9 protein-coding genes are annotated in these 9518 nt (G+C 39.6%); 6 read left to right on the top strand and 3 right to left on the bottom strand.

Features of this window, described 5'->3' with window-relative positions:
• Nucleotides 1–2: 2 nt before the first annotated feature.
• Both ACM0OY_RS18275 and ACM0OY_RS18280 read right to left on the bottom strand, forming a co-directional pair.
• Complete coding sequence (locus ACM0OY_RS18275) at nt 3–2183, bottom strand: PAS domain S-box protein (protein ID WP_414570261.1); 2181 nt, start codon at nt 2181–2183, stop codon at nt 3–5.
• 445 nt (nt 2184–2628) lie between these two features.
• The gene (locus tag ACM0OY_RS18280; protein WP_414570262.1) at nt 2629–2823 is read right to left on the bottom strand and encodes a hypothetical protein; all 195 of its coding nucleotides are present in this window, start codon (nt 2821–2823) and stop codon (nt 2629–2631) included.
• Between the two features lie 340 nt (nt 2824–3163).
• Here ACM0OY_RS18280 and ACM0OY_RS18285 point away from each other — a divergent pair, with 340 nt between their 5' ends.
• Complete coding sequence (locus tag ACM0OY_RS18285; protein WP_414570263.1) at nt 3164–3676, top strand: GNAT family N-acetyltransferase; 513 nt, start codon at nt 3164–3166, stop codon at nt 3674–3676.
• A gap of 62 nt (nt 3677–3738) precedes the next feature.
• On the opposite strand, the gene ACM0OY_RS18290 is transcribed toward ACM0OY_RS18285, so the two are convergent.
• Nucleotides 3739–4356, bottom strand: coding sequence for a class I SAM-dependent methyltransferase (locus ACM0OY_RS18290; protein WP_414570264.1), 618 nt, complete (start codon nt 4354–4356; stop codon nt 3739–3741).
• Nucleotides 4357–4681: 325 nt separating this feature from the next.
• On the opposite strand from ACM0OY_RS18290, the gene ACM0OY_RS18295 reads away from it, so the two are divergent.
• The 5 genes from ACM0OY_RS18295 (at nt 4682) to arsS (ending at nt 9186) form a co-directional block, all read left to right on the top strand.
• Entirely contained in the window at nt 4682–4969 is a 288-nt protein-coding gene (locus tag ACM0OY_RS18295; protein ID WP_414570265.1) for a Mo-dependent nitrogenase C-terminal domain-containing protein, read from the top strand.
• A gap of 192 nt (nt 4970–5161) precedes the next feature.
• On the top strand, nt 5162–5836 hold the full coding sequence (locus ACM0OY_RS18300) for a response regulator transcription factor (protein ID WP_414570266.1): 675 nt from the start codon (nt 5162–5164) through the stop codon (nt 5834–5836).
• 199 nt (nt 5837–6035) lie between these two features.
• Nucleotides 6036–7004: an arsenosugar biosynthesis arsenite methyltransferase ArsM gene (gene arsM, locus ACM0OY_RS18305; protein WP_414570271.1), complete on the top strand. Its 969-nt coding sequence runs from the start codon at nt 6036–6038 to the stop codon at nt 7002–7004.
• A gap of 171 nt (nt 7005–7175) precedes the next feature.
• Nucleotides 7176–8135 (top strand): anion permease, encoded by a 960-nt coding sequence (locus ACM0OY_RS18310; protein WP_414570267.1) that lies wholly within the window; start codon nt 7176–7178, stop codon nt 8133–8135.
• Nucleotides 8136–8178: 43 nt separating this feature from the next.
• Nucleotides 8179–9186, top strand: a complete 1008-nt coding sequence (gene arsS, locus ACM0OY_RS18315; RefSeq protein ID WP_414570268.1) for an arsenosugar biosynthesis radical SAM (seleno)protein ArsS — start codon at nt 8179–8181, stop codon at nt 9184–9186.
• Nucleotides 9187–9518: the final 332 nt, after the last annotated feature.

Raw genomic sequence — 9518 nt, forward strand, 5'->3', positions numbered from 1 at the left:
CCTTACTTTGTATTGAGGGTAAAATAAAATACAGTTCCTACACCAGGCTCAGACTCAGCCCAGATGCGGCCACCATGTCGCTCGACGATTTTTTTGCAGATAGCCAGACCAATACCTGTGCCAGGAAATTCTCGACGAGTATGAAGGCGTCGGAAAACTTCAAAAATCCGCTCAAGATACTGAGACTTAATACCGATGCCATTATCCCGTACTGAGATCAGCCATTGGGAGCGTGGAGTGGAGAGTTCTCCTTCTGCTTCCCTTTCTGTTGTCAGGACGCCAATGTGAATTTGTGGTGGTTTTTGTCGCCGGAACTTGATGGCATTGCCGACCAGATTTTGGAATAGTTGCACCATTTGGGTTTTGTCTGCGAGTAGCTTTGGCAAAGGGTCATGAGTGATGATGGCTTCACTTTCGGCGATCGCTACATATAAATTACTTAGAGCTAGACTCAGCGCGGTATTACAATCAACAAGGACAAATTCCTGACCACGAGTCCCCACGCGAGAATAAGCTAATAAGTCTTGAATCAAATGCTGCATCCGCTTTGCCCCATCTACAATGTAAGCCAAGTATTCTTTGGCAGAATCATCTAGACAGTGTTGATATTCCTTCTCTAATAATTGGGTATAACCCGCCACAGCTCGCAATGGTTCTTGTAAATCGTGGGATGCTACATAGGCAAACTGCTCTAACTCTTGGTTGGAGCGTTGTAGATCTTGATTAAGCTTTTGTAATTCTGCTGTTCGTTCCCGAACTTTGATTTCTAGTTCCTCATTGACCCCTTGTAGTGCCTGTTGCGCTAGTTTGCGTTCTGTAATGTCCGTGTAAGTGCCTATCCACTCTTGAATCTCGTTGTTGGCATCTAAAACAGGAACTGCACGGGCGGCAAAAAATCGATAGCTGCCATCCGCAACCTGCACGCGATACTCACTAAAGTAAAGATTTTTAGTTTTTATTGCCTCAGTCCACAACAACTGTGTCAACTCTCGATCTTCAGGATGAATTGCATTGAGCCATCCCCATCCCTTGACTTGGGCATCAGTTTGCCCAGTCAAAGCTATCCAAGATGAGAACTCTTTTGGCATCCCGTTACTATCAGATGTCCAGACAGCCTGAGAAGTAGCAATCACCAGTGAGCGATAGCGTCTTTCACTCTCTTCTAGAGCAATTTCTGCCAATTTGCGACGAGTGACATCTTGAAAGAGAATTGATATTCCTTCCGCTGAGGGGTACATATAATATTCAATCCAGCGGCCGAACGGTGCATAATATTCTTCCATGTGAATAACTCGCTGTTCTGCCGCAGCCTGATGGTAAATTTGATAAAACTTATATTCGACAGTTTCAGGGAATACTTCCCAGACGTTTTTACCAATCAAATCTGTTGAGCGGCGATTAAATATTTGTTCGGCTTTGTGATTGATGTAGGTATAGCATGAGTCGCGATCAAGGGCAACAAAAGCATCTGTAATAGTTTCTAAAATATCTGCCAGTTTTGCTTTTGCAGCTTGCTGTTCCAGACGAATAGCTTCTTGTGATAAAGCCTTGTTCATCTGAATTTGCTTTTGCAGCAGTGAGTAAACCACAATTAGTAAAACCACACTCAAAACATATCCCAGACTTAATACAATAACGATTTCCTGAAAAAGATCTTTAGTGACTGCTGTTCGCTCTTGTAATATGTTTTTTTCCTCATTTTCCATTGCTTGGCTGATTGCCTTAATTTGTTTGTCTATCTCTATGCACCGAATAACAATAGCTATTTGAGTTGGCTTATCTAAACTTTTTTGCTCAAATAAATTGATGGACTGTTCAAGCAGAGAAAATTTTTGTGCAATCAGAGGTTCGAGCGTATCAAGTCGCCTTTGTTGATTAGAGTTATCACTGCTTAGTCGCCGCATGGCTTTAAGCATTTGGTAAACTTCCTGCTTCTGCTTTTTATAGGTTTCTCGGTAAACTGTGTCTTCTGTGAAAATGTAGCTACTTCGTGCGCTTTCAGCATTACCGAGTCCAATACGTACATGATCTATGGATTCTAAAACTTGTTGAATATCAACTACCCATCGCCTTTCTGCCGTTAACCTTTGAATACTTAAGTAGGAAGCTGTTGCGACACCAGACATTAGCAATAATGCCAAGCTAAAACCACCGACAACAAATTTTTCTGATAATTTGTTCATAGATACTCGCACAAATCAGTTCTAGCTCTCACAGGACACTCTGGCGTCCCTTAAATTAAATAATACTAGTATAATTAGCGAGATTTTTTGAAGAAATTATACAAATAAAATTATTTATTTTAGCTGTTGACAAGCTTGTAGCTAACTAACAGCGATCGCATCCTGTTAAGCTGAACCGTTGGAAATTTAGTTTTTTCCAATCTTCACCTTAATCTCGAACTTCTCCACTACGTTGAAATCTGCGTTAGCTTACCCCTCCGGGGAAGCAAGCTACGCGAAGCTTCTCGTAGAGAAGGTATCACTCTATTTTTCCTTGTCAATGCCTATCGCAAAAAAAGAGTGGATAATTGTGGTGTAATAACCACATATCCACTCTCAACTTACTGGATTAAACTCATTAAAAAACCGCCACAAAATAATTAAAACTTGGGAAGGTTGAAATTAATTAACGTGACTCAGTTCCTTGATTGGGGCTGCCTTGTACAGTATCATTTTCTGGCGCTTCTGGGGTAGCAGTAGTTTTAGCATCACTTTTTTCAGCATCGCCAGTTTTGCGGGTAGCTTCGTCAAGTGTAGTTTGGTAGCCACCAGAAGAAGTGGGTGTAGTATCTTGATTACTAGATTTTTGTTGTTCAGACATTATTAGATTCCTAATCATTCACTCTTAGGAGTATCTTAAGAAGATGAGCGCTGTGTTTTCATCTATCTAGAATATAGTTATGGCTGATATACCCCTCTATCGAAAGTATTATTTAATAGTAATTATGTATGCTTATGAAAATTTAGAAATATATAATTAGTCATTAGTGAACCCCAAAAAGCCACTAGTGATTAAGGGAAAACTAGAAACGGATTTTTTATCCAAAATACTTTTGAAATTCCTTGATTAATTAATTACCAGAAAATGCATAGCGACTTGAGTGTGATTGACTCAAAAGTATGGTGTGATAATTGTGATATAAGCTACTAAAACATAATTAATGAATCAAAGTAATATATCATTACCACCTGAGTGTGTGCTTCGCAAGGCAAGATCTGGGGATCAGTGGTCGATTCGATTGCTAGTGTTTTCAGCGAAACTCGACCCTACGCAATTAAATTGGCAGCAATTTTGGGTAATTGAATGCGATGCCTACGGCGGGCAAAGCCTACGCCATCTGGTAGCATGTGGACAATTACGTAATTTCTCAGGGGCGCAAGAACTTGGTAGTTTAGTCGTTGCATCAGCTTGGAGAGGTCGCGGTTTGGGTACTTTACTAACCCAGCATTTGATTAGCACAGCAACGCAACCACTTTATCTTGAATGTTTGGGTCAGGGATTGGCAGAGTTTTACAATCGCTTTGGTTTTGTGCCAATATCTTTTGCAGACCTACCACAATTTCCCAAGACAAAAGTCTCTTCTGCACTCAAGGATAAATTTAGATTCTCACAATTAGCTAAAAAGCTACTCAGAGTTCCTGTGGTGTTTATGGAGTATCGTCCTAATTCTTAATTAAGTAAGATATACACAACAAAGCTTGATATCAGTTGTTTCCAACCCTTTACTTCCCGTTTTCAAATCCGAGGTTTAGCAAAAATCGTTAGCAACACAGGCCCCAATAAGTAATGGTGACTCAAACACAATAGCCCAGCAGAGGAACCTAGAAGCTGACGTTGATTAGGGCTATAGAGTCGAATTCCACGAGGAGAAATTGGCAATAGTTGAGGTTGTGCGTCTTTTTTGGAAGTAATGTCAACCAAATAAAAGCATCCACCAGGAGAAAGTACCCGTGATATCTCACTAACCACCTGTTGAGGTTCTAAATAATGCAAAAAGCTGATGGTGCTGAAAACAGCATCAAACTGACCCTCAGCAAAAGGAAGAGACTCAGCTTTGCCTTCAACATAAATCAAGCGTGGATGGCGGCGGTTGGTCAGTCTTGCCATCCGCAACATATTAGCAGATAAATCTAATCCGGTGCCTTGCAGATCGGGAAACTCAGTGGCAAGGCGCTCAAGTAAACGTCCAGTACCACACCCTATATCGAGTACATTTGCTCGCTCTGGTAAATTGACGTACTCTAGCAATCGTTTGTGGATAGCTCGATAAAACACTGAAGGAAACAGCCAATCATAGCTTGGCGCCCAGCGATCGAAAAGGAACTTTTTATTATTAAGAAAGTCATAGGTCATTAGTTTTCGCAGCTTACCTAAAGCTCAATGCTTTTTTAGGGTAAGTAGCTGCGCCTCCTTTGAAGTTGGTTAACTATAGCTTTGCAGTCCAGCAATATCTAGCCTAACGTTTGGCAAAATACTTATGCTTACTTTGGCAAATTATCTGGAATTTTGGCACTTGAATGTGTAGTTAACAGTGTTCCTAGAGAGCCTAGCCATCTCTGTAGAAAACCAAAAAAAACCAGCAATCAGCGCATAAAACTATTAAACCCGACCGTATGTATTGATATAGGTTCAAATAAAACAAACCCAATCTATTTTAAAAATATCAAGGAGAGCAATTATGTCAAGCTTTATGCAAATCCGGTTACACAAAGATTTCTTGCACCCAGTCCGCGAGTGGTTGGAAGCAGTAGAAATTCATAACTCCAAATTGGCTCATTTTCTCTGCAAGGCTATTCCTGCTCAGTGTCCATTTGAACGAGACATCACTGTATTTGGTCGGAAGCTATTTCACATTCCACCAATGTGTAAATTAAATCCTCTGTACGAGGAAGTAGTTGGATTGCGTTTCAGAGCACTCTGTTATCTTGCCGATGAATGCGGTGAAGATGTCACAGCCTATTGTTAATAGTTAGTTGTATCGTTGTTTGATTTAGCAGCCATCGGTAATTGCAGATTCACGGTTGTTACTTACTCAGATTTATACTAAGCTAGCGTACACCTAATTAGATGTCTGGCTATTTAGTAGCTGACACCTGGCTAAAGTGCTTCTAAACCGTATTGTTCCTTACCGTACCCTGCTGAAATCATTAACATCATCATGACGCACATCTTACTGATTGAAGATGAAGTCAAACTGGCACGATTTATTGAATCGGAGTTGAATTATGAAGGTTATCAAGTTAGCATCGCCTACGATGGATTAACTGCACTTACCGCAGCACGGGAGTTGCATCTAGATTTAGTGATTTTAGATTTGATGCTACCTGGTTTATCAGGGTTGGAAATTTGCCATCGTCTGCGAAGTATTAGTTATGAAGTGCCAATAATCTTATTAACCGTCAAAGATGAAGTGAGCGATCGCATTGCAGGCTTAGACGCTGGTGCTGATGATTACCTAGTTAAACCCTTCAGCATTGATGAATTATTAGCCAGAGTCCGCACTCACCTGCGAAGAAGATATCAAGCAGACACCGCAGATATTTTAGAATTTGAAGACCTGAGTCTAAATCGTCGCACACGCCAAGTGTACCGATGTCAGCGGTTAATTGAATTAACGGCTAAGGAATTTGATTTACTGGAATATTTTCTTATCCATCCGCGACAAGTAATTACATGCCATCGCATTTTAGAGGAAGTCTGGGGTTACGACTTCACAAGTGATGCCAACATCATTGAGCCATACATCCGCTACCTGCGGCTGAAACTTGAAGCCAATAATGAAAAGTGCCTTATTCAAACCGTCACTGATGTCGGCTATACATTGGGTGCTTAGTGGGTATTGGGAGTATGGGAGGAGTGGGAAGCTTTGTTATAATCTCCCCACACTCCCAGTCTTAAATAATGCAAAAACCCAAAATTTTTCTATATTAGGAGAATTTTGGGTTTTTGGCAATCTCAGCAACAACTCATGCAACTCAGAGTTAATTGTATTAGGATGCACAAAGTTGTCATCATTCAAAATCTCAAGTGGCATGACGTATTTAGAAACAGCGGCGCAATTTTACCGCGAAGTCGCCCAAACCCCAGAAGTTGGACTTTGTTGTGTGCAAAGTACACCCCTGCAACTACCGGGATTAAAAATTCCTTTGCCAATGCAGGAAATGAACTATGGTTGTGGTACCACTGTTCACTCAACTGAACTAGGAAACCAACCTACTGTGCTGTATGTTGGTGTTGGTGGTGGCTTAGAAGCCTTGCAGTTCGCTTATTTTTCCCGTTATGCAGGTGCTGTAATTGCCGTTGAACCAGTTGCCGCTATGCAAGAAGCCGCTGCACGCAACCTAGAAATTGCTGCTCAAGAAAACCCCTGGTTTGACACCAGTTTTGTAGAAATCAGAGAAGGCGATGCTTTCAGCTTACCCGTTGGTGATGCTACCGTTGATATCGTTGCACAGAATTGCCTTTTCAACATCTTTGAACCAGAAGATTTAACTCGTGCTTTAAAAGAAGCGCATCGGGTATTAAAGCCAGGTGGACGTTTGCAGATGAGCGATCCAATTGCTACTCGTCCAATTCCAGTACATCTCCAAGAAGATGAGCGACTCAGAGCTATGTGTTTATCAGGGGCACTCACCTATGAAGAGTATACTGAACGGATTACAAATGCTGGCTTTGGTCAAGTTGAAATTCGTGCGCGTCGTCCTTACCGTCTACTAGATTCCCAGACTTATAATTTAGAAGAAAACCTACTTTTAGAAAGTCTAGATTCTGTTTGTTTTAAGGTTGCTATTCCAGAAGACGGTGCTTGTATTTTCACGGGTAAAACAGCAATTTATGCTGGTTCGGAACCCTTCTTCGATGATTCAGCAGGTCATTTACTTCAACGGGGTATTCCCGCAGCCGTGTGCGATAAAACTGCTGCTAAACTTGCAACTATCAAGCCAGCAGAAATAATTGTTACTGATTCCACTTGGCATTATAGCGGTGGTGGTTGCTGTTAATTTTTTAATAATTCAGTTGTCAAAAGGAGATAGTGCGGTCTTAGGATCTCTCCAAGTAGGGCAAATGCCGTTCAGGATTCAGAATAATTCTGTACAACTGAAAAAGTGAATGTAAAATTCAATATTTGAAAAATTATTCTGGATTCTGACTTTTTATTTATAAACCCCAAAATGTTGTTAATTAGTTTATTTTTAGCTACGCTTTTTTTAGCATATTCAAATGGTGCTAATGACAATTTCAAAGGTGTAGCAACACTATTTGGTAGCCGAACATGTAGTTATCAAACAGCAATTTTGTGGTCAAGTTTTACAACTTTTGCTGGTGGCGTATCTGCAACTTTTTTAGCAAGTACATCAATTAAAATTTTTTCAGGAAAAGGACTAGTGCCAAATGCGATCGCCAATGCACCAGAATTTCATTTAGCAGTGGCGATCGCAGCTGGTTTAACTGTGCTCATCGCTACATTCATGGGCTTTCCTATTTCCACAACTCACAGTTTAATAGGTGCTATTGTTGGTGCTGGATTAGTAGCGGTCGGACTCAAAGTTAATTTTGTAGCTTTGGTAACTTCTTTTATTTTGCCTTTATTATTCGCTCCAATTATTGCTATTTTATTAGGAGCAGGACTTTACAGTTTATTTGACTATGTTAATTCTAAATATCACCTATCATTTAACCAAAAAATAGTTGATGCTTGTCATTTTTTGAGCGCTGGAATTATCAGCTTTGCTAGAGGATTAAATTATACTCCTAAGATTGTCTCCCTCATTTTGATTATTGAATATTTTTCAATTCAGGGAGGAATGATCACCATAGCGATCGCAATGGCACTTGGCGGTTTACTCAACTCCCAAAAAGTTGCAATAACCATGAGTGAAAAGATTACTTCAATGAATTATACTCAAGGCTTATCAGCAAATATAGTAACCGGAGTTCTGACTATCATAGCTAGCCAGTTTGGGCTTTTGGTTTCCATAACTCACCTTTCAGTGGGTTCTATTTTTGGAGTTGGACTGATTCCTAAAAAATTTAATGCGCGTGTTTCCTATCAAATACTAATGTCCTGGATTTTCACTTTACCTATTGCCGCAGTTATTAGTGGAGTAACGTACAGATTATTACAGGGCTAAAAATATTCAATATATTTCGCTTATCTTCAAGGAGTAGTAACTAATGCAGACTAAATTAACAAATACACTAGAGACATCTGTAACGGAATTCCAAAACAAACTTAATTATCCTTTAAGAAAAAAAAGAATTACTGTTTTACAAATTAATCTTGGTAAGCGCTGTAACTTGGCTTGTAAACACTGTCATGTTGAAGCTAGCCCAAAACGTACAGAAGAACTTTTTCCAGAAATTTGTGAACAATTGATTTCACTAATCTATAGATTTCCAGAAATAAAAATTGTGGATTTGACTGGTGGTGCACCTGAAATGAATTATGGGTTTAAACCACTAGTAGAAGCTGCAAAGTTAACGAATAAACAGGTAATTGTCCGTTCTAACTTAACAATTTTTTTTGAAAATAGTTTTGACGATTTACCAGAATACTTTGCTAAAAATCAACTAAAAATTGTAGCTTCTCTTCCCTGCTATCTAGCAGATAATGTTGAGAAAATGCGCGGTGCTGGTGTCTTTGATAGTTCAATCAAAGCTTTGCAGTGGCTTAACAAACTCGGCTATGGTAAAGAGCCAAACTTAATTTTGGACTTGGTATTTAATCCTCAGTTGCCTACAGAGGAAAAATTTTCTTTAGCTCCAGAACAGAGCAACCTAGAACAAGATTATAAAACTTTCTTACAGGAACATTTTAATATTGTGTTTAACAACCTCTTCACCATTACCAATCTGCCAGTTGGTAGAACCAAAATGCATTTAGAACGAAAAAAACTCTATACCAACTATTTGCAGTTTTTAGAATCACATTTTAATCCCGGTACTATCGAATATTTAATGTGTCGCGATGAACTTTCAATTGATTATCTAGGTAATGTATATGATTGTGACTTTAACCAGATGATGAATTTGCCTGCGAAAACTCGTAACGGTGAAATCTTGACAGTTGCCAAATTGCTAGAGGCTGGTAGTTTAGACCTGATTAATGAAGTACAAACCGCTGCTTATTGCTATGGTTGTACTGCTGGCTGTGGTTCCAGCTGTGGTGGTGCTTTGCTCTAAAGCCAGCAAAAATAAATGCCAGGCGATTATAAATTACACCTACTTCAAGCCGTAAAAGGACAATTTTGTTACAAATTACGTTAGGTATCTAATACTAATAGTCTGCTGAGTTTATCATGATAATTACTTAAGTCTCCTTACACCACACTAAAAAGCCGTTGGATTGCCTAAATTTCCACGGCTTTTATTTGGTCTTATTTTTATTTGAGTCTAAGCTGGTTAGTGGGCAAATAAAAAGCCTCTCTTATGTAGTTAGAGAGACTTTTTATGTTTAAAAATAAACCTGGCATCGAGCTATTTTAGCGTAGGGCAACCCCTAAACTATCGTTGCC

It is taken from the genome of Nostoc sp. CCY 9925 (assembly GCF_963920935.1).
Classification (GTDB): Bacteria; Cyanobacteriota; Cyanobacteriia; order Cyanobacteriales; family Nostocaceae; genus Nostoc.